Raw genomic sequence first — 20,118 nt, 5'->3', positions numbered from 1 at the left:
ATGGCGTCCGGATTCAGGAGTGCCCTCAATTCTGGCAAGTTCGTAGTCACCAGCGAGGTTGCGCCGCCGAAGGGAACCAACCTTGAGAAAATGTATCACCACATAGATATTCTCAAGGATAGCGTCGACGCGATCAACGTCACTGACCACCAGAGTTCAGTGATGCGATTCCCGTCCATCGGTGGCTGCCTCGCCATTAAGGAACAAGGTGGCGAGCCTATTCTGCAAATGACGTGTCGCGACCGTAATCGCCTGGCTCTGCAGGCCGAGCTTCTGCTGGCACATGCCAGGGGAATACGGAACGTCCTTTGTCTCACCGGGGATGCTGTGCTGGTGGGCGACCATAAGGAGGCCAAAGGCGTCTTCGACCTCGATTCCTCGCAGCTGCTGAGGACCATTCGCCTGATGGAATCAGGGCAGGACATGGGTGGGAACGACCTTGATGGAGCAGTGGAGTTCTGCATCGGCGCCATCGTCACACCGGAGGCACAGCCAATCGAGCCTCAGCTAATAAAGTTTGAGAAAAAGGTAGAATCAGGAGCCGAGTTCTTCCAGACCCAGGCGATCTACGACCTGGACAGGTTCAGCAGCTTCATGCAGTACGCTCGTCAGTTCCCGGTCAAAGTCCTTGCCGGGATAGTCCTGCTCTCATCAGCCAGAATGGCGCGGTACATGACCGAGAACGTTCCCGGCATCTTCGTGCCCCAGAATCTGATCGACGAGCTGGCAGCCGCACCCAAGGGCGGGGCATTGGCCAAAGGCATCGAGATTGCCGGGCGGATGATTGCCGGTTTGAAGAGAGACTCCGTCTGCGACGGCGTCCACATCATGGCCATCGGTAGAGAGGAAGTGGTTCCCGACATCCTGGCTGCTGCCGGAATCTAGGCCACTTCTTATCCAAAGGCTTCTTAAGACCCTCGTCTGGGGCTGTCAGCGCGCAACGTCGGGCCAGCCGGGTATCACGGAGCCCAGCACTATGCGACCCGTCGCGCGGTAGTGGGCTTCAGTATTACCGGTGGCAAGGTCTATACCGTCCTCTTGTTATTTCAGTAATATAGACAAGCCCAACCACAACAATTTGACCGCATGAAGCTGCCCCCGGCCGGCGTAATGTCACCTTCCGTACAACTGTAACCTCGGCTGGATTGAACATTCTGACGTTTTGTGTGGTTGAAGTAACAATCGCCGTTCGCATTCAACCAAGGGTACAGATGCAACAGATGTCCGAATTGTAAACTTCGTCCCTGCTAGTCTTCCCCCAGTCTTTCTTGCGGTCCTTCCCTTTCTTGCCCTTGCAGGACTGTAGCCTTCCTACAAACCAAGTCGCGCGGCCATCTTGTCTGCTCCCGGCCAGTTGGCCAGCGTAATGTACCGCCGGTCACGGATTATCAGGCCGTCCTGATCCAGCAGGAGGAAGGATATAAAAGGTGTCTCCCTGGCGACGCCGTCCTCCGTCCAGGAGACAACACCCTCCGCTGCCACCTGGTTCCCCTTGGCATAGGTCAGGCCCAGGCGCATTTTTCTGTCAGGCGCCGCTTCCTTGACGATGGCCTCCACTTCTTTTGCGATGTTCAGATTGCAGGAACACTTCTGAACGGGCCATTGCATCCTGAACCGTTCGGGATGGATGACCTTCGTATTGAGACCGGTATTCTGGGCATCGACCCAGGCCCCTTCGATAATCGACAGGTTTCGCTTTTCCAAATCGGTCACAGCAGCACTTATTTGCCGTGACCGATGGTATTCATAGAACCCGTCCATTACACCTGCACCCGTGGTTTGCGGTTGATTCTGTGGTGCTCTTGATCTTCGTTGTTCCCGCCCGCGTGTGGACGGCCAGTTGGCCAAATCAATGTAACTCCGGTCCTGCAGGACGGTACCATCAACATCGTATATCAGGACCGCCACCCACGCCGCCTCTTTCAGCACGCCGTCTTCAGTCCAGGTACTGATGAGCTCCAACACGACCTGGTTGCCCACCGGCATGATCGAAGCAATCCGCACAGTCCGGTCCGGAACGCCCAAAAGGCTCTTCCACGAGGCCATTGGCGGTTGCTTACGCATATCATCAGCCATCTTCCATCCCGTATTTGCCATCCACGTATCGAAGCTGGCCTGCACGTCTTCAACGGTTGCCTGAAACTGACGGCTTTCCTCCGCTGGCGGTGCGAATGTGCCGGCACCGATTTGATGGACCTGGAACACCATCTGAAGTACCCGCCCTCGATATAGGAGGAGATAGCCGACATTGCACACAAGGTACTGGTGATATGCCTCCAGCCACAGCGTTTCCGTAATGGCCTTATTGCGCTTTTCCAGGTCGGTGAGTTTACCGGGAATCAGTCTGTCCCTGTAGATAAATTGCAGGGGGACGTTGTCAAAAACAAAGAAATAGTCCAGTGCCCGGTTCCTGGTGATTTCCTGATAAAACGCAGTTCTCTCCTGGTCCGTTAACGTCAGATCTACCACGTTAGCCTCCTGGCCATTATTTCTTCTGCTACACGGACGCCAACCGGATCTCACCGGTGCCGCCGTTCACTGTAATGACGGATCCATCTTCGATGAGCTTCATGGCGTTCGGAAGTGATACCGCCGGTATGCCGTACTCCCGCGAAAGGCACGAGAAGTGCCCGAGCATACCCCCCGTCTGCGCGACCACAGCAACGACAATACTAAACGCTGACGTCCAGCCCGGGTCCGTGCCGTGGCAGACAAGGATATCGCCTTGCTCCAGGCGGGCGATGTCCTTCTGGGTGGGAACGATTCGGGCGCATCCGGTCACCAGTCCGGGACTGGTCCCGACACCCCTCAGGACACCGCTGCTGGCGCCATCGGCCGGCTGCTCCAGGTCCAGCGGCTCATCGCCCTTGAGAAAGAGCGGCGGGTCCTCTTCGTGGGTTCGGAAGTGGTCGAAGCCTTTCCTGCGGGCAGCAACCTTTGCCCTGGCAAGGACCTGCGGCTCCTTCCCCTCAAGCAGTTCACAGAGTTCATATATTGAGAGGAAGTAGAAGTCATCCTCACCGTCCAGCAGACCGCGAGACACCGTTCTTCGGCCGAGTTCTCCGAGTATCAGCTTCTTCCGGAAGGTCATCGCATCACCCATCGAGCGACCGTCATCGCGCGACATGAATATCTTCAGGCAGTATTCCTGTAAGAACTTGAATATCTCTACCTTCACACTACCGATTGGCTGCTTTGAGAGATTATCAATCACGTCAGCAGTTGCGGCTTCGCGTCGCTGCACCAGCTTCTCCTCCCTCTCATCCGGAGACTCGATACTATCCGCAGTCGCCATCAGGCGCAACGCCTCGTAGTCGATATTCGGGTCCTCGATACGACGCGCGTAGTAGATATCCCGGTCGGCATGGCCTCGGTAGAGATTCATCTCCAGGAACGCCTCGTACTGGGAGAGGAAGGCGCGTCCTTCCTCGTGGTTCTTGAGTTCCTCGAAGAACGCCGCTCCTTCGAACTCCTTGATCAGGGCGCGTAGCTTCTCCGAATGCCTGATTGTATCCACCAGCTTCCAGAAATCGTAATCGTCGTAGAACTGCTGGGTGCGTTCGGAAATACCGCTAATTACCTCTGTAAATGCGTTTGGATTGTCGCCGTCATACCAGTCCCGAATCACGCCTTCCAGGAGGGCCTGGATAACAGGGCCGTAGAGGAAGAACGCGCCCCAACCGCCTCCTCCTCTTCTCCCCCTGACGCCCGCTCCTTCTTCCAACGAAGGGCGCTCCCTTTCTCTATATGTAACGCCCAAGAACAGGTCGTCGATACTCTGCCTCAGCTCATCGTCTTTCTTGGCCCGCAACTCCTCTCTACTAGGGTGCACTGACTTCACCATCTCACGCCGCATGTCATAGCTTTCCCCACCTTTGCGCATCATGCGTTCCATAGCGATCTTGGCGTCGATAGCGTTCACACCACTCCATGCGGGATGATTTATCTCGATATCGGCAAACATCTTCATTGCCCGCCAGAGATCGAAGGGCTTGTTCATAGCCTCGTCCAACTGGGAAGGGTGAAGCTTGCGGAGCATGGGTTCCCGGAGACTCGGCGGAAGACTGTATTCGGCCATGAGCGCGTCCACCCTGGTGTTGTAGTACATTGTGCCGTGCCGGTACTTCATCCAGCGCATCTCAGCAAGGTCGCCCATGCCGAAGGGCCGGTAGCTGCCAGCGGCACCGGCGTGGATCCAGTAGCCGCGGATCGACCACATCAAGGGTGTGATTGCGCCGGTCCACCACTCGTCCGCCGCTGACCGCGTCCAGATGGCGTCTTCTTCCTCCGGTATTGACGGCCACAGGTCGAGGTCTTCTTCCCAGGTGAACGCCACACCGGTGACGGGGCGGGATTGCAGCAGGAAGAAGGAACCATCCGCCAACGCCCACTCGGTGTCCTGCGGCAGCCCTTCGTAGTAAGCAGTGACCCGCCGGCCCATCTCCGCAAGTACACCCGCCTGTTCATCCGAAAGCGTATGCTCTCCCTGGAGGGTGACGGGCACGGGTTCCCGGACCGTACCGTTCCCGTTCTTCCGGTCCCGGACCACCCGCAGCTCCTTCGAACCGAGGCTGCGACGTTTGACCTGCAGCGTGTCCCGGCCAACGACATACTCATCTGGTGTGACGCTGCCCGACACCACCGCTTCACCGAGACCCCAGCTCGCGTTGATTACAATCTCATCGGCCCTGGCATTCATGGGATTCCCGACAAACATCACACCGGCCACCTCAGGTTCGACCATCGTCTGGACCACAACGGCGATGCCGACATCACCGTGGTCGAATCCCTTGTTATGACGATACGCAGTAACCCGCGCGGTCCACATCGATGCCCAACACCGCCGCACCGCATCCAACAGCGCGTCGCCGCCCCTGACATCAAGGTACGTGTCGTATTGCCCGGCGAAGGACGCACCCTCCAGGTCCTCCGCCGTCCCTGAGGAACGCACGGCAACGTACGGCTCATTCCCAAGCTGCCCGTACGCCTTCACAATATCGCCAGCCAGAGTATCGGGGAGCCTGCAACCGACGATTTCATCCCGAATCTTCGCCGTCTCCTTCTCCAGCTCATCGAGGTCCCCGTAGTCGAGGTCCCCCAGTATCTTCTCTATCTTCACCTCAAGATCGTTTGCACGAAGAAACTCCGCATAAGCATTCGTCGTAACTACAAATCCGGACGGAACAGGGAAACCAGCCTTGACCAGCTTGCCCAGACTGGCACCCTTACCCCCCACCATGGCAATCTCCGTCGACCCATCCTCACCAAGACTAACGAGAAAGCCACCTCTCTCCTGGTCCGTTGGCATTACGTTTGACATGATAAACTCCTTTTTCATCTGCCTCTTTTTGGCTGCGTCCCATAACTGGTGGAAACTCGATCTGGCCGTATACTATACGTTTTCTTAATCTCAGTCAATCCGTCTGCTTGACAACAGGACCGTGAACGTATAAACTAAGCATCGTTGACTGACTGGTCAGTTCTGGTACTTTTTCTGATATAGCCGGTGAAATATCAGCTAATTACAGGATAAATGAGATGGTTGAAAACATACGTGCCATTACGAGAAACACGGAATTAGTTGATACACGCAGAAATCAGATAGTTCACCACGCGACGAAGCTTTTCGTGGAGAAGGGCTTCGCACATACTACAATGAGCGAAATTGCTGAGCATTGTGATATGGGCAAAGGCAGCCTGTATAACTATGTCGCCTCTAAAGAGGATATTGTCTACCTGATACTGGACTATACACAGCAAGTACACGGACAGAGTTTTGCAGAAATCAACAGCAGGCTATCAACTCTAAGCGTAACAGATGCCCTTCGTCAGGCCATACAAACCTATATAAAAGATGTAGATGAAATGCAGGACGAGTACAATTTCCTCAATCATATGGTTATAGGACTGGAGAGGGAAGGGCGAAGAAAAATGTTAGGTGCTTCAGTCCGTGTAACCGATTACTTTGAGGTGTTACTGGCAAAAGGTGTTGATACAGGCGAGTTCAAAGTAGAAAACCCCCGGTTGATCGGTCATCTCATCGGCAGGATGTGTTCTGCCTGGGCTCACAACAGGTGGTTTCTGGGAAGACTCATGTCACTGGACGACTTCACAAAGCAACTAACGGATTTCATCTTGAAGGCGATAGCTGTGGATCAAAAGGTTCCCCCATCTACAGAACCCAGAGTGACGCGGATGAAGTGGGGCATCTTGCGAGCTACTAGGCTGGATTAAACCATGCGTACATACCTGCTTAGAAGAATCGTGCTGCTCATCCCGACACTGTTCATAGTGACCGTAACCGTTTTCCTGATGGTGCGCCTTATGCCGGGTAGCCTTATTGATGTGATGCTATCAGAAATGGGCGCAGAAAATATGGGAGCAGGTGTGGACAGGGAGGCGCTTGAGCACAGGCTGGGTCTGGATGTGCCGATTTACGAGCAGTACTTTCGCTGGATTGGCGATATTATCCTGCATGGAGACCTGGGAACATCACTGCGCACAGGGCGGCCGTTAACGCAGGATTTGGCGCAACGGATACCGGTTACCTTTGAGCTTGGTCTCCTGTCTATCATTATTATCAACATAGTTGGAATTCCCATAGGTGTCTATTCAGCGATACGGCAGAACGCCTGGTTCGATTACGTGGCGCGGGTTTCCGCCATAATTTTCATGGCAGCACCCGCATTCTGGATGGCGAAAATGCTTATTGTTTACGGCGGACGGTGGGTGGGTTATGTGCCGGACGTAGAATATATTCCCTTTGTTGTGAACCCGATAGGGAACCTCAGGCAGTTCATTATTCCAGCTATACTCACCGGTGCAACGGCATGGGGCGGTATGATCAGGACTATGCGAACAATAACCCTGGAGGTCATCAGGCAGGATTATGTAAGGACAGCGTGGGCTAAAGGACTCAGCGAGCGGGTCGTAGTTATCAGACATGCCATGAGAAACGCTATGATTCCGCTGCTTACCATGTTTATTCCCCAGATAGGTGTGCTAATCGGCGGTTCGGTAATAATGGAGCAGATATTCGCTCTTCCCGGGATGGGACGTTACCTTCTGGATATGCTTATGAAGAGGGACTACCTGATTGTCTCCGGGACAAACCTGATTTATGCCGTTATTGGGATGGGGCTTATTATATTGACGGATATCAGCTATGCGTGGGCGGACCCCCGGATCCGCTACGGGTAGGATATGAGAGTATAAGAAATGACCGAGACTACTGAAACGTATTCCAGTCTGACTGCAACACACAGGCGCCGTCATCCGGTGGTTGATTTCATGGTGAGGCTGGTTCGGGAAAAGCCTCTGGGCACTGTGGGGGCAATCATCGTACTGGTCATATTTTTCGTCGGAATATTTAGCGAGTTCGTGGCTCCCTACGAATTGAGTGAAATGCATCTGACTGCCAGGATGCTCCCACCGGGTGGCATGTGGCTGCTGGGTACGGATATGCTGGGACATGACATGTTCAGCCAGATAATCTACGGAGCGCGTGTCTCGATGATTGTCGGCCTCAGCGCTACTGCAATAAGCGCGGCCCTCGGCGCCGTCATTGGTCTCACATCCGGTTACATCGGGGGTAAGTTCGACCTGGTGGTGCAGAGATTTGTTGACGCCTGGGTATGCTTCCCGACGCTGGTAATCTATCTAACACTGATAGGGTTGATAGGGTCCGGTTATGTGCAACTGATTTGTGTCCTCGGCATTGGCGGCGGCATAGGCGGGTCCAGGGGAGCACGAGCGCTGGTCTTCTGGATAAAGGAGAGTGTCTATTTCGATTCGACCAGGTGTATAGGAAGCACCACACCAAGGGTGATCTTCCGGCACGTGTTGCCAAACGTGCTGCCTATGTTAATTGTCAGCTGGACGATGAGTATCGGCGGCTACATCCTGGCGGAGGCAGGTCTGAGCTTCCTGGGGCTTGGCCTGCCACCTGAGGTACCGAGCTGGGGAGGTATGATTTCCGGGAGCAATGCTTCCCATCTGGAGAGTGCACCCTGGCTGGTGTTATGGCCCGGAATCGCCCTTACCGTGACGATATTCGGGTTGAACATGTTTGGTGATGCACTCAGAGACCTGCTTGACCCCAGGATGAGGGGCGGCATAGGTGGAATCGGAGGCCGTGGGGAGAAACTCGCCAGGAAAGCCCTGGCAAAGAAGCAGGCAAAGGTGGAGAAAGCGTAACAACAGGCAGGAGGAACGCTGATAGCGAGACAGCGGTTCTTCATGAGATGGAGGTGTGAGATGTGAGCTCCGATGATGCTTGCCGCAAGCAATGCTGTTGAGAAGTCAAGGAGGAAGATAAATGAAGAAGAAGGCTCTGTGGGTTCTACTGACCTGCCTGATGGTGGCGGCGCTGGTGTTGTCATCCTGCCAGGCTGCGACAGTCGAAGAGGAGAAAGAAGGAGAAACAGTAACAGGGACAGTCATCGAGAAGGAAGCCCCGAAGGTAGAGGAAGAAGAGGAGGTGGTGGTGGTAGAGAAGAAGAAAGAGATGGTGCTGGACCCGGCAACCCACAAAATGGTCACCAAGCCGGAATACGGTGGTACTCTTACCTTCGTGACCGGTACAGACCCCCCATATATTGACCCGTGGAACGGCTCTGCGGGGGTTGGGCCCGCCAGTTACTTCCTGGAGAAGCTGGCCATAGCGGACTGGGCGGTAGACAGGGATATTTTCTCGTGGCAGAGCACGTCTTACTTCCCCGAGAGCATCTACCGCGGGCAGATAGCCGAAAGCTGGGAGCAGGTCAGCCCCACTCACTTCGTTATCCACATCCGCGAAGGAGTCAACTGGCAGAACCTGCCCCCGATGAATGGACGTGAGCTGACCGCCTACGACGTCGAGTGGTCCTACCACCGGACGCTGGGGATGGGCAGCGGCTTCACCGTGGCTACACCCAATGCCACAGGCATGCTTGGCATACCGTTTGAATCGATAACCGCCACCGACAAGTATACCGTCGAGGTGAAGCTGAAGTCACCAGTGCTCACTGCGCTGAAGACATTTTTATGCGAGAGTTATGAAGGGAGTTGGGTTTACCCGCCTGAGGTCATACAGCAATACGGTAACCTGAATGACTGGCACCACCTGGTCGGCAGTGGACCGTTCATGATTTTCGACCACGTGATTGACAGCTCGTGGACATGGGTAAAGAACCCCGACTACTGGGGATATGACGAGAAGTTCCCGGAGAATAAGATTCCATATGTTGACAGGGTCAGGCAGCTCGTTATACCGGACTACCAGACCCAGGTTGCGGCATTACGCGCCGGCAAGATTGACTACCTGAGCGCTGACATAGAGAACGCAAAAACCATACGTAATAGCAACCCGGAACTGGTAGAACACAGGTACTTTAGCACAGGTCAGGTCTATCCTATTGATGCCACGCTGCCGCCTCTTGATGACGTACGTGTGCGCAAGGCGATGCAGATGGCCATCAACATGGAGGAGATTGCCGATACCTATTATGAGGGCTTGGCAGACCCGACGCCTTACGGCCAGGTAGGAATGGCTTGTGTAGGTTATTATCTGCCGTACTCGCAGTGGACAGATGAGTGGAAGGCAGGCTACGAATACAACCTTCAAGGGGCGAAGGACCTCATGGCACAGGCCGGCTATCCCAACGGGTTCAAGCTAGATTTCAACCTTTTCCCATCCTGGGTTAATGCCGATGTACTTCAAATCGTGCAGGGATACTGGAAGGAGCTTGGTATCACCCTGGATGTCAAGACCTATGACTGGGCTGCCTATTCCAGTAAGGTTTTCTCTAAGAGCGCCGGGCCACTCGGAAGCTGGTATGGCTGTGTGAATTATGAGCCAATGGCCTGGATAAAGGTACAGTTCTGGAGCGGGAACCCCTGGAGTTTCCCGGTGGGGGACCCCGACTACGACGCACTGGTAATGAAAGCGGATAACGCTTCCACCAGCGAGGACCAGGTGCAATTCATACAGGACTGTGAAGCGTATGCCATCCCGAAGCACTGGATGATAATCGTGCCCCGTACGCCCAGCTTTGGTTTTGTACAGCCGTGGTATAAAGGTTTCAACGGGGAGGGCTCTTTAGGTGGCGGTTTACTTAGTGCCACGCAAGCCCGGTTCTGGATTGACCAGGACCTGAAATACGAGATGACCGGAGTGCGGGACTGAAGCAGGTTCGGACGCTAGTAAAGGTGCTGAGGGTGCAAGCCCTCAGCACCCCCAAGCCGCCGGGTGCCGGCAGCGGTCGGCATGCCTGAATATTTCCGACTGAAGATTAAAAAGGAGGTGGAATGGCAGAAGCACTGAAAGTAGGATTGATAGGCACCGGTTCGATTTCCGCGCTACACCTGATGGCCATGAACCGGGCCTCGGAAAAAGTGAAACTAACGGCGGCCTGTGATGTTCGTGAAGATGCCGTCCGCCAGTTTGCCAGGCAAGCCGGAATCGATGCCGTCTACACTGACGCCGCGACCATGCTGAAGGAAGCGGACATCGAGGCCGTGGATATCTGCGCCAGTCATCACTGGCACAGGGACCTGGCAATTGCTTCGGCTGAAGCCGGCAAACACGTGCTCCTGGAGAAGCCGATGGCGATTTCGATGCAGGAGTGCCGGGACATCATTGCCGCAACGGATAAGGCAGGCGTGACCTTCATGGTAGGCCAGCAGCTTCGCCATGTACCCAGCTACGTAGGGGTGCAACGCTTGATTCAAGAGGGGGAACTCGGTGAGGTCTGGGGCGTCCGCTCCGATTCGTGGCTACCGGTGCTCGTTTCAGGGTCAACGGCAGCAAGCGAGCGGTTTACCCAGAACGAAGGGATGCGGTGGCGTCTGGACGGAAAGCAGGCCGGAGGCGGTTCGCTGATATGGAATGCCACTCATTTCATTGACCTCTTCCGGTACTTCATCGGTGACGCCAAACGGGTCTCTGCAAAATGCTGGACGGACCACCCGATGTTTACCGGCGGCGCAGAAGACCGGGTCATGGCAACTATCGAATTCGAGAACGGAGCTATCGGGCATATCTCCAATAGCTGGACGACTCGGACGCCCTGGCAGTTCCAATTAATGATTCTCGGTACCGGAGGCAGCATCTATACTCCTGTTGTAACAGGAGGAAATGCGCTTGAGCAGCACGAGGCTCCGGCGGTGGTGTCATCCCCCAGGCACGACATAGAGGGGGCGGGACCCGGAGGTATGCCATCTCGCCCATTCGTTCCGATAGACCCACCCGAAGGGCTGTTCAGTGACAATCCCTACACCAATGAGGTCGTCCACTTCGCCGAGTGCTGCCGGGAAGGCAAGGAACCCATCAGCAGCGGACACGACAACCTGGGCACGATGAAAATCCTTTTTGGGATATATGAATCGTCGCGGACGGGGCAACCGGTTGACTTAGCTACCCTTTAGTTATTCAATAGACTTGGCAATTACGTAAGGTATGAATACCACCTCTGGTGAAAACTAATAATATCAAAGGAGGACAAAATGGCTATCGCAAAGACAGAGCAATGGACTAAAGAAAAACTGATGGAACTCAGCAGGGAAGAGGTCATAGAGTTGTGGAAGCAGTGTCCGGCGGTGGAAATGACCGAACTGGTCGGGGAATTTGAAGGAGTCATCCCAAATGCTGGTGATGAAGAGCGACGGGAGCGTACCGCCGAAATCATGTACAACGAGAACTCGCGGACAGGCTACTGGTTAGGTAAGGCCTTCTGGCCCATCAGCAAGACTAAGGGTGACGGCTACAATCGTTATCGCTGGCCGGGCGGCAAGATTGAGCGATACATGCGCTTCGCCACCGAGATGGGGACCTCGCTCATCGACGGCAAACCTTCCCTTATGATGTACTACGGGGCTTACCAACTCCGACTCCTCCCGGAGGGCCAGGAGAACACACTGACCGATGAGATTCGCAAACTGGCAGATGGCATCTATCTGGGCGTCGGCACGGCTAAGATGCCGGATGGTTCCCGCAGTGAACCGGGGCATTTCGCACTGGTCGGGCCAGTCGGTACATACATTCGGGCTGACAACCCTACCGAAGAGCTGAAGTAGACCAGACAGGTCATTTTCAAGAACCGCGGAAAGATTGCACCAGTACCCCTGACTTATAAGTCAGGGGTACTGTCTATCACATTCGGATACGGAGGCGAAATGAATGATTCAGTGAGTACGGAGGACATGCTGGCAATACAACAGCAGGTAGCCCGGTACTCGTACACGTTCGATTCAGGTGACGCCGAAGGCTGGGCAAATGTCTTCACTGAGGACGGACTATGGGAGTTCTATGCTGCAGGTGCAACCACACCAGCTACGAAGCTTGAAGGTCGTGAGCAGTTGCGCGATTTTTGCGCGCAGCGACTTAGTGAGCGGCGTGAAGGGGTGACCAGCTACCACCACCAGTCCGGTCTTATTTTCGATGAGCTCACCGCAGACTCAGCTAGTGTCCGAACTATGCTTGTACTCACAATCCAAGTTCCCACTGAAGCACCAAGGTTGTATATGACCGGTGTGTACCAGGACCAGTGGGTCAAGACTCCACAGGGCTGGCGAATCAAATACCGGGTACTGAGACCCTAGTACATTTCCTGGTGCAGACATGTCTCCGCCGCACTATTGCGGGTCGCCGCACCATTGCGGGTCGCAACAGCCGCGCCAGAACAGGGAATCTTCAGCGCATGGCGGAACATAGTCATCCGTCCGGACCTGTTACAGGACCTGCTGCTGTAGATATAGAGATGGACTGGTTCCGACGTATTGCCGTGAATGCATGTCCCGAAGGAGGAGAGCAATGATCAAACAGGTTGCCATTGGATTCCTGGACGGGGTCGATCCCATTGAGGCAGACAGGTGGTACTTTCGGTACCACTACAAGGAGTGTTTGCGCTTCTTCGGACCATGGCTGCGTCGCTACGAGAGCTACCGTGCGCAGGAACCACCACCGGAAGCAGAGCGCTTCGGCGTGCGACGCGGTCGTCTCACCGAGTTGTGGTATGACAGTATTGAGTCCTTCATAGAGGCAAAACCATTCAGTTGGCCCTTTACCCGTTCATCGTTCACACGGGTATCCAATAATGCACAACCGGCCGCCGGTGCCATGGTTCCGGCAATGCCAACGGAGGATTTTCTGGGCAAGGCCCCTACTCCCGAGGAAAGGCCTATCCTGCGCTGGGTATGTGTTTTCAGATACCCGGAAGGGGTATCTCTGGAGGACGGAGAGAAGTGGTACCTGGATGTCCACTCCCGAGAAGTTGCACAGCAACCGGGCTTGTTGAAATACGTGAGCCATAGTGCTTTGAAGGACTCGCCAATGCCCTCGCCCTGGGTGAGAGTCTCCGAATTGTGGTACGAAGACTTCGATGCCTGGCGTAAGGCAAACATCGATTCACCACCCGGATTCACAAGTCCTCCCTGGGCTGACAGTGAGCCCTTTGTAGAATTAGCCAGTACCTTTGTGAGGTACAAGCCGGACGTGGACTTCCTGAAGGACAACCCGCTGATTCCCTGAGCAAGCGATTGTTAGTTTTGGAGAGGAGCATAGGCACGCATGACTTCAGCAAGTGGCCATTTAGTGAACTCAAGTATTGGTAAGACCGTAACGGACTTCTCAGGTTCACCCGTGGCCGTGGTCCGGATGGACGCAGCTAACGCGTACGTGGGTATTCCGCCGTTACTGCAGAGCTTCATCAACGAGTCGAATGTTGAGGCCTGGGCAGAAATTAAACAGAAAATAGACTATACATATGAGAACCTGGACCACGCTTTAGCCAGACTCGATGAGGAAACAGGCTTCGCCGAGAAGGTGAAATCCGAGGTAAAGGCCGGGAAGAAGCTGCTTTTCAAACCTAACATGGTGATACCTGGTGTAATTGACCCGGAGACACACGGCGCCGGACCGGGGGCAATGGCAGTGTCAAACTGGACAGTGACAGCAGCTTTGATGAGATGGTTCCACGATATTCCGGGGATTTCCTACCACTGTATGTCTATCGGGGAGGCATCTACCACAATGACGGCCACTGCTGTTACGCGTACCAAATCTTTGAGTGGCAATGCAAAGGTAACCACCGAGGCAATCATGGAAGGGAAATACGGTGAGCATTACGGTGGGTGGGGATTCTATTTCGCCAGACTGTACCTCTCCGAGTCACATGATGCTTCTCATACTGATGACCCGATGCGCGGTCACCACGAGAGCGTGTCCGGTGAGTACATCCCACCGGGCAGGGCCGATGACCGCCTCATGGTATATGACCTGAACCGGATTAACGATGACCCGTCAAAGGGGAGAGACGTTCCCGTTCCAGATGGAGCCAACTATAAAGAGCTAACCCTGCACAAGGTCATCGTCGGCGGAGACCCGAACGATGCCGAGGACATCAAGGACTACCCGGGTTGTGTCCTGATTAACGTACCCCGACTTCGCCTGCATGGTATGGACCTCTTCACCAACGCCCTTAAAAATCTGGGAATTGGTCTCATCCCGATGGAGGTTACGTCTGACGGGAACCCTGATAGCACCCGGTGGAAGTATGCCGTTCCCGCCAGGCCCTCACCCGGCATGAAGGCTCGCCTTCCCCACTCGGTCTGGATGGTGAAGCTGGATGAAGAAACAGGACTGCCGGTCAGAGACAGCGAAGGTAAGTACGTGGTCACCCGGACGGCAGGGATGAAGGGAACACAAGCGGACACAGTCAAGGCAACGAAAGAACAGGGCGTCTTCATGGTCCATGTGTCAGATGGTATTGAGCTCCTGGATATGACCGTGGGTCCGGTGCCGGAAGGCTACGTCTTTGCCTCCTTGGACCCGGTGGCTCTGGACCTGGCTTGTGCCCGGTATATGTTCAAGACAGTCCCCCTTGAGAAAGCCAGAGAGTTTCAAAAGAGGCATAATCTACCCATCGACTTCCTGCAGAGTGCACCGACCCCTCATCTTAATGGGAACTGCATTGTGACCGGAGATGGTATTGAAGCACCGGTATCGCGGTACGTAATGCCCGCGTATGCTGCCGGTCGCGGTCTGGGGCAACTCGACTATCACGTTGTTGGTTGGGACAGTGTCACAGAGACACCACTGGCATCATTACAGGGGCATCTGGGCAGGATAGAAGACGAAACGTTTGTGGAACTCATCACTTCTCAACTCTACTACAGCCCACTGACTCCTCTCTGGTACCTCCAGCACACACTGATGGCCTACCTTGAGTCAAACGACACTCTAACCGGGTCGTCCTATCGACAACAATTGCTGGATGCCTTCGATGAGAACGGTGACGGACAGATAGACTTCGACGAGATGGGGAGAAACGGATTTTGGACCTATTTCATCACCCTTGGAGGTATTGCCACACACCTTGGTGCTGCCGAAGAGTACGGGTTCCTTCGGGGGCAATTCATGAACAGCGCTAGTTTCCTGAGGCACTCAAGAGAGAACTGGAACGCTGAAGGACATGATATCTTCCGGGCCTTCCACCTTGCCTCCGTGCTCGGAGTTGCCTTTGGGATGTCGCGAGCACCTCAGGAGGGCCAGGACCCTCTGTTCCCTGGCATGACCTGGGGAAAGGGAAACTGGCCCAGCTTCCAGTTTGCCGAACGCTCGTCTGTACTGGCCAGAATTTACGGGCAGTCACCGACCGGCACCCCGGTTCTGATGTCACTCTATGGGGCTGCGTTCCAGTATGCTGACAAGAAACTGAATGATGGTGGCTACACCGGGAGTACCGTGCGACAGAGCAAGCCGTCAGCAATACAAGATTACGTTGATGCTGTCTCCAGGGGTGTACAGTCCCTTGATTTCGTGCTGTACGTGCCCAGTGGGTACGGCCCGCCGGGCGGCAGGTCTTTTCCCAACATAGTCGAGACGGAGGACCCGGCGAAGGTACTTACTGCCCATTTCGAGAGTAGTCGGGAAATCTGGTAAAGACTGCTGATAGAGTCAATTCTACGGTGTCGCCGACAGAGTACTAACAACCTGACTCTTACTACTCAACCCAGGTCTGTTATATAAGGTACTGCCTTCACCGGAAGGCACGTCGTGATATAAGATAATTCTGGACACTTGAAGGAGGATTCGTGAGCGAACTGTTACCGACAAAGACGATAGCCCTGGAGTATTTGGACTGTACTGACCAATCGCGGGAATATGAGTTCAACCACTGGTACAACAAAGTACATATCCCCGACCTGCTGGAGACCTCTGGAATCGAGAACGTCTACCGCTACCGAAATGTGGCAAAAGAACTTAGAGAAGGTCAGGCCAGATACCTCACTCTGTACCGTATCGACTCAGACGACCCCTGGGACCTGATGCAGAATGTTATGCTCGAAGACAACGGGAAGAGGGTTGAACAGGGACGAATGATAGATTGCATCAAGGTATATCAGGTGACAGTTTGGGACTTCCTGGTCATGCGCAGGACGGTTTCACCGCTGCAACGTCCGGAAACACACCTGCCTGACGGGATGCCTGAAGCGCTTTTCGTGGTACCGACCTTCTGTACGGACCCCGCCCGGAAGGATGAGTTTAAGGACTGGTACCTTCACACTCATTTTCATGACCTTCTGGAAACACCGGGACTGATTCAGGCACACCGTTATCTTACTCTGAATCCGGAGCCGAAAGATGATGATGCCCCGTACCTTGCTCTTTATGAGATAGACTCGGACGACCCGGCAGCCGTGGTTAAACAGATTCTGGATGATGACAGGAATGTACGGATACCTCAGGGAAGAATGATAAACTGTATCAGGGCTGGCTACGGTTTCGCTACGTATCAGCATATAGACCTGTAGAAAACTCGAGCCCTACCTTTAGCCAAGGGGATGCTCCGCCTCCTCGGAATCTCAGCGAGCGGTTCCCTCAGCTTGCTGGGGGGGCATTATCTTTCGGTAGTGAGGATTGTGATAATGTCGGTGTTCTACGATTTTGTCACCGCGCAACTGTCCAGGGAAATGTCATCATGAAGAGTCTCCTGCGAGAGCTACGGAAAAGGAAGACTCTTCAACAGTCGCTCAAGGCTCTAAGGCAAATCACTCAATAAGTGGGTTGAGATATAGAAGGGCTCTATTCATTGCCAAAACGCTGTAGAACAAGGGCAAACCCTGATGCGTTCGCTAGCTATTATCCCTCAATAGCAACCGGTTAGCCAGCAGAAGCACTAAGAGGTCAGCTAAGCTGTCATGCCGCCATCTACTGCAATAATGGCCCCCGTAACATAACTGGCAACCTCAGAGGCAAGAAATAACGCCACGTTGGCAATCTCACCCGGCTCAGATATCCGTCCCAGTGGAATACGCTCCAATAGCTGTGCCTGTCTTTGCTTAGCTTGTTCCGGGTCAACGTTGACGGGCTCCAGACCTCTGTCGAACATGTGATGCCGTCCCATATCCGTTTTGGCACCTCCGGCACAGATGGAATTGACCCTGATGTTGTGCTGGCCCAGTTGCCGGGCAAGCGTCCTGGTAAGAAACTGGACACCTGCTTTGGCAATTCCATATGGAGACCCTGCCGCAATCATGCAGTTGACAGCCTCAATCGAGTCGATGTTAATGATATTACCACTCTTTCGTTCTATCATTCCTTTGCCAATTGCCCTGGCGCAAAGGTAGTAGCCCTTGAGCCCAACTGCCATAACCTCATCCCACTCCTCTTCGGTGGCATCAAAAGCCTGCCCTCCCCAGCCACCGCCGAGTATGGCGGCATTGTTCACCAGAATGTCAACCGGGCCAAGCTCATCTGTCACTTTCCGGGTCATATCATCAATATCGCTCTTCTTCGAGACGTCAGCCTTGATAGCCAGAGAACGCCGACCGAGTTTATTTATCTCTTCCGCTACCGCTCCCAGATTCCGGTCATCAACATCAACCACGTTGTCACAAACGGCGACATCAGCGCCAGCTTCGGCAAGAACCAGTGCGATTGCTCGGCCAATCCCCCTGAGACCAGCGGCCCCGGTAACGATGGCTACCTTACCTTCCAGAGATAGACTTGGTACACTCATTGCTCATCCTCCTTCTAGTCAGAAATACTTGTTTCAACTCACAGTGACATGCCACTAAAGTCAAAGATATGCGAATACTGCGTGACCTGCTGCCGGGTATCAGGCCAACCAACCACCTTCGACATTAAGAGTGTGTCCGGTGATATAGCTGGCGGCATCGGATGCCAGGAAAAGGGCTGCGCTGGCAACCTCACTCGACTCAGCCATCCGACCTAGCGGTATCCGCGCTAAAAGCTGAGCCTCCATTCGCTTCATTTGTTCAGGGTCAATCTCCACGTGCTTATCGCCCGTTCCGGGCCTGTTATGTTGGCCCATGTCTGTTCGAATCGCACCCGGTGCAATAGCGTTAACCCGGATATTATAACTGCCTAACTCCCGGGCCAACGACCTGGTGAGCATAATAATACCTGCCTTGGAGGTATTATAGCTAGCTCTTGCTGGAACCGCGTCCAGTGCGTTCATTGAGGATATGCTAATGATGCAACCACTCTTTCTTTCCACCATTCCCTTGCTCACTGCCTTGGAGCAGAGAAAGCAGCTCTTGAGATTGACATCCATGACGCTGTCCCAGGAATCCTCGTCTGTCTCAAGTACAGTTGAAATCTTGATGATAGCAGCGTTATTTACCAGAATGTCAACCGGGCCAAGCTCGTCAGTCGCTTGCCGGACCATGTCATCGACATCACCTTTCTTTGAGACATCCGCCTGGATAGCCAGAGAACGCCGACCGAACTTATTTATCTCTTCAGCGACTGCACCCAGATTGCGGTCCCCCGAGTCGACTACCAAGTCACTAACGGCGACATCGGCCCCGGCTTCGGCAAAAGTCAGAGCAATTGCCCGACCCATCCCCCTGCGGCTGGCAGCCCCGGTAACAATAGCCACCTTACCTTCTAGAGATAGACTTGGCACACTCATTCCGCATACTCCCTTTTGTCAGATTGCCTGTTTCAACTCACAGTGAGGTATCACCGGAGTCAAAGATATTCGAATACTACGTAACCTGATGCCGCATATCAAGCCCGTCAATCACCTTCGACATTAAGAGTGTGTCCGGTGATATAGCGGAAGCCAGGAAAAAGCCACGTTAGCAACACCCCCAGGTTCTTGGATTGGGAAACTGTAAACTCTCATTGTGATTGAAAAGTCTGCTGTAGTGCAGAAGGTCGTGGCACACTTGCCGGTAATATACCACCGTCAACCATTATGGTTGCCCCTGTAGTGTAGCGTGAAGCATCAGATGCTAAGAATAGAGCCACGTGTGCAACATCCTCCGGTTCGCCTATTCTACCGAGAGGTGTATCGCTCACATAAGCCTCTAATATCTGAGGGGTATCCCAGATGAGCCGTGTCATCTCCGTTCTGATTGCTCCTGGAGCTATTGCGTTTACTCTGATGTTGTACGGACCAAGAAGGTGTGCCAATCCCTGGGTGATCGAGACTATACCTTTCTTGGCAATCGCATAAGGAGACGCTCCCTTCAAGTAAGAGCCCACCGATGCCATGTTGATGATGTTGCCGCTTCTCTGCTTAATCATCACCTTGCTTGCCGCCTGGGAGCAGAGGTATGTGCCCTTGAGGGAGGTATCGATGACTCTATCCCAGTCATCCTCAGGCAGGTCAAGGAGCATTCCGCCACCTGAAACACCAGCGTTGTTTATCAGGACGTCAATCCGACCGAACTCGTCCAGAACCTTCTTGACCATTTCCTCCACCTGGGCTCGGTTGCGGACGTCCGCCATCATAGTGAGGGCACGTCTATCGAAGCTCCGAACCTCTCCGGCGACCGCATTCAGCCGGCCATCATCTGTAACCATGTCGCAGATAGCGATATCGGCACCAGCCTCGGCAAAAGCCAATGCCATTGCCCTGCCCAGGCCCTGCCGGCCACCCGTTATCAGTACCACTTTGCCATTATGAGTCAGGTCCGGTATCGTCATTCTTCTCTCCTCTTGATTAACGTTCTCATCATACGTTATCGACATGTCACGGATGATAAGTGGGCCCAACACCGGGCCCGAGCTGCGTCTTTACCATCTTCTGTGCCATCTCAACAAATTCACAGAGCAGAGGACGAGTATCCCGTGGGTCGATAATGTCGACGCCGCTAGCCTCAGCG

General features: G+C 54.2%; 16 protein-coding genes. 11 read left to right on the top strand and 5 right to left on the bottom strand.

Annotated elements, in window-relative coordinates; translation table 11 throughout:
* Complete coding sequence (locus VMW13_07145) at nucleotides 1-885, top strand: methylenetetrahydrofolate reductase (protein HUV44588.1); 885 nt, start codon at nucleotides 1-3, stop codon at nucleotides 883-885.
* 426 nt (nucleotides 886-1,311) lie between these two features.
* On the opposite strand, the gene VMW13_07140 is transcribed toward VMW13_07145, so the two are convergent.
* Complete coding sequence (locus VMW13_07140) at nucleotides 1,312-2,469, bottom strand: hypothetical protein (GenBank protein HUV44587.1); 1,158 nt, start codon at nucleotides 2,467-2,469, stop codon at nucleotides 1,312-1,314.
* Between the two features lie 28 nt (nucleotides 2,470-2,497).
* Nucleotides 2,498-5,338 (bottom strand): PEP/pyruvate-binding domain-containing protein, encoded by a 2,841-nt coding sequence (locus tag VMW13_07135; protein ID HUV44586.1) that lies wholly within the window; start codon nucleotides 5,336-5,338, stop codon nucleotides 2,498-2,500.
* Nucleotides 5,339-5,538: 200 nt separating this feature from the next.
* Between VMW13_07135 and VMW13_07130 the strand changes: the two genes are divergently transcribed.
* The 10 genes from VMW13_07130 (at nucleotide 5,539) to VMW13_07085 (ending at nucleotide 16,791) form a co-directional block, all read left to right on the top strand.
* Nucleotides 5,539-6,234 (top strand): TetR/AcrR family transcriptional regulator, encoded by a 696-nt coding sequence (locus VMW13_07130; protein HUV44585.1) that lies wholly within the window; start codon nucleotides 5,539-5,541, stop codon nucleotides 6,232-6,234.
* Nucleotides 6,235-6,237: 3 nt separating this feature from the next.
* Nucleotides 6,238-7,200, top strand: a complete 963-nt coding sequence (locus tag VMW13_07125; GenBank protein HUV44584.1) for an ABC transporter permease — start codon at nucleotides 6,238-6,240, stop codon at nucleotides 7,198-7,200.
* Between the two features lie 18 nt (nucleotides 7,201-7,218).
* Complete coding sequence (locus VMW13_07120) at nucleotides 7,219-8,196, top strand: ABC transporter permease (protein ID HUV44583.1); 978 nt, start codon at nucleotides 7,219-7,221, stop codon at nucleotides 8,194-8,196.
* Between the two features lie 121 nt (nucleotides 8,197-8,317).
* On the top strand, nucleotides 8,318-10,165 hold the full coding sequence (locus VMW13_07115) for an ABC transporter substrate-binding protein (GenBank protein ID HUV44582.1): 1,848 nt from the start codon (nucleotides 8,318-8,320) through the stop codon (nucleotides 10,163-10,165).
* Nucleotides 10,166-10,287: 122 nt separating this feature from the next.
* Nucleotides 10,288-11,406 (top strand): Gfo/Idh/MocA family oxidoreductase, encoded by a 1,119-nt coding sequence (locus VMW13_07110; GenBank protein HUV44581.1) that lies wholly within the window; start codon nucleotides 10,288-10,290, stop codon nucleotides 11,404-11,406.
* Nucleotides 11,407-11,484: 78 nt separating this feature from the next.
* The gene (locus tag VMW13_07105; protein ID HUV44580.1) at nucleotides 11,485-12,054 is read left to right on the top strand and encodes a hypothetical protein; all 570 of its coding nucleotides are present in this window, start codon (nucleotides 11,485-11,487) and stop codon (nucleotides 12,052-12,054) included.
* A 99-nt stretch (nucleotides 12,055-12,153) separates the two neighbouring features.
* Nucleotides 12,154-12,579 (top strand): nuclear transport factor 2 family protein, encoded by a 426-nt coding sequence (locus tag VMW13_07100; protein HUV44579.1) that lies wholly within the window; start codon nucleotides 12,154-12,156, stop codon nucleotides 12,577-12,579.
* A gap of 211 nt (nucleotides 12,580-12,790) precedes the next feature.
* Nucleotides 12,791-13,507, top strand: coding sequence for a hypothetical protein (locus tag VMW13_07095; protein HUV44578.1), 717 nt, complete (start codon nucleotides 12,791-12,793; stop codon nucleotides 13,505-13,507).
* Nucleotides 13,508-13,546: 39 nt separating this feature from the next.
* On the top strand, nucleotides 13,547-15,919 hold the full coding sequence (locus VMW13_07090) for a DUF362 domain-containing protein (protein ID HUV44577.1): 2,373 nt from the start codon (nucleotides 13,547-13,549) through the stop codon (nucleotides 15,917-15,919).
* A 152-nt stretch (nucleotides 15,920-16,071) separates the two neighbouring features.
* Nucleotides 16,072-16,791, top strand: a complete 720-nt coding sequence (locus VMW13_07085; protein ID HUV44576.1) for a hypothetical protein — start codon at nucleotides 16,072-16,074, stop codon at nucleotides 16,789-16,791.
* 377 nt (nucleotides 16,792-17,168) lie between these two features.
* On the opposite strand, the gene VMW13_07080 is transcribed toward VMW13_07085, so the two are convergent.
* The 3 genes from VMW13_07080 to VMW13_07070 all read right to left on the bottom strand — a co-directional run bounded on the left by VMW13_07080 (nucleotide 17,169) and on the right by VMW13_07070 (nucleotide 19,939).
* Complete coding sequence (locus tag VMW13_07080; protein ID HUV44575.1) at nucleotides 17,169-17,999, bottom strand: SDR family oxidoreductase; 831 nt, start codon at nucleotides 17,997-17,999, stop codon at nucleotides 17,169-17,171.
* A 99-nt stretch (nucleotides 18,000-18,098) separates the two neighbouring features.
* On the bottom strand, nucleotides 18,099-18,917 hold the full coding sequence (locus tag VMW13_07075) for a 3-oxoacyl-ACP reductase family protein (protein ID HUV44574.1): 819 nt from the start codon (nucleotides 18,915-18,917) through the stop codon (nucleotides 18,099-18,101).
* Between the two features lie 212 nt (nucleotides 18,918-19,129).
* Nucleotides 19,130-19,939 (bottom strand): SDR family NAD(P)-dependent oxidoreductase, encoded by an 810-nt coding sequence (locus VMW13_07070; GenBank protein ID HUV44573.1) that lies wholly within the window; start codon nucleotides 19,937-19,939, stop codon nucleotides 19,130-19,132.
* Nucleotides 19,940-20,118 lie beyond the last annotated feature (179 nt).

The organism is Dehalococcoidales bacterium (genome assembly GCA_035529395.1).
In the GTDB taxonomy this organism is placed as follows: Bacteria; Chloroflexota; Dehalococcoidia; order Dehalococcoidales; family Fen-1064; genus DUES01.
This window is presented reverse-complemented; position numbering and strand designations above follow the sequence as displayed.

Bases quoted from the DNA above. Each gene is read 5' to 3' on its own strand.
- VMW13_07100 (HUV44579.1), top strand. From the start codon at position 12,154: ATGAATGATTCAGTGAGTACGGAGGACATGCTGGCAATACAACAGCAG.
- VMW13_07145 (HUV44588.1), top strand. From the start codon at position 1: ATGGCGTCCGGATTCAGGAGTGCCCTCAATTCTGGCAAGTTCGTAGTC.
- VMW13_07110 (HUV44581.1), top strand. From the start codon at position 10,288: ATGGCAGAAGCACTGAAAGTAGGATTGATAGGCACCGGTTCGATTTCC.
- VMW13_07105 (HUV44580.1), top strand. From the start codon at position 11,485: ATGGCTATCGCAAAGACAGAGCAATGGACTAAAGAAAAACTGATGGAA.
- VMW13_07115 (HUV44582.1), top strand. From the start codon at position 8,318: ATGAAGAAGAAGGCTCTGTGGGTTCTACTGACCTGCCTGATGGTGGCG.
- VMW13_07075 (HUV44574.1), bottom strand. From the start codon at position 18,917: ATGAGTGTGCCAAGTCTATCTCTAGAAGGTAAGGTGGCTATTGTTACC.
- VMW13_07130 (HUV44585.1), top strand. From the start codon at position 5,539: ATGGTTGAAAACATACGTGCCATTACGAGAAACACGGAATTAGTTGAT.
- VMW13_07070 (HUV44573.1), bottom strand. From the start codon at position 19,939: ATGACGATACCGGACCTGACTCATAATGGCAAAGTGGTACTGATAACG.
- VMW13_07080 (HUV44575.1), bottom strand. From the start codon at position 17,999: ATGAGTGTACCAAGTCTATCTCTGGAAGGTAAGGTAGCCATCGTTACC.
- VMW13_07120 (HUV44583.1), top strand. From the start codon at position 7,219: ATGACCGAGACTACTGAAACGTATTCCAGTCTGACTGCAACACACAGG.
- VMW13_07095 (HUV44578.1), top strand. From the start codon at position 12,791: ATGATCAAACAGGTTGCCATTGGATTCCTGGACGGGGTCGATCCCATT.
- VMW13_07125 (HUV44584.1), top strand. From the start codon at position 6,238: ATGCGTACATACCTGCTTAGAAGAATCGTGCTGCTCATCCCGACACTG.
- VMW13_07135 (HUV44586.1), bottom strand. From the start codon at position 5,338: ATGAAAAAGGAGTTTATCATGTCAAACGTAATGCCAACGGACCAGGAG.
- VMW13_07090 (HUV44577.1), top strand. From the start codon at position 13,547: ATGACTTCAGCAAGTGGCCATTTAGTGAACTCAAGTATTGGTAAGACC.